1 protein-coding gene is annotated in these 231 nt (G+C 58.9%); it reads right to left on the bottom strand.

The window, feature by feature from the left end:
- A partial coding sequence (locus tag ACR9ZK_RS23770; RefSeq protein ID WP_481344363.1) for an adenylosuccinate synthetase occupies nucleotides 1-231 on the bottom strand: 231 nt, incomplete at both ends.

The raw sequence follows: 231 nt of genomic DNA, 5'->3' as shown, positions 1-231 counted from the left end.
GCCTAACGACTTCGGCTACGAAATGATGAGGATCGACGACAACGCCGTTTCCTATGACGCTCAGCTTGCCGCGCACCAGCCCGGAGGGCAGGAGCGCGAGCTTGTAGCTGACGCCATCGACGACAAGCGTATGACCGGCATTATGGCCGCCCTGAAAGCGTACAATCACATCGGCGCGTTCCGAAAGCCAGTCGACAATCTTGCCCTTGCCTTCATCGCCCCATTGCGAAC

The sequence above is a fragment of the Monashia sp. HAY1-5C genome (assembly GCF_056755255.1).
Note: the sequence above shows the minus strand (reverse complement) of the source record. Positions and strands in the feature narration are given on the sequence as shown.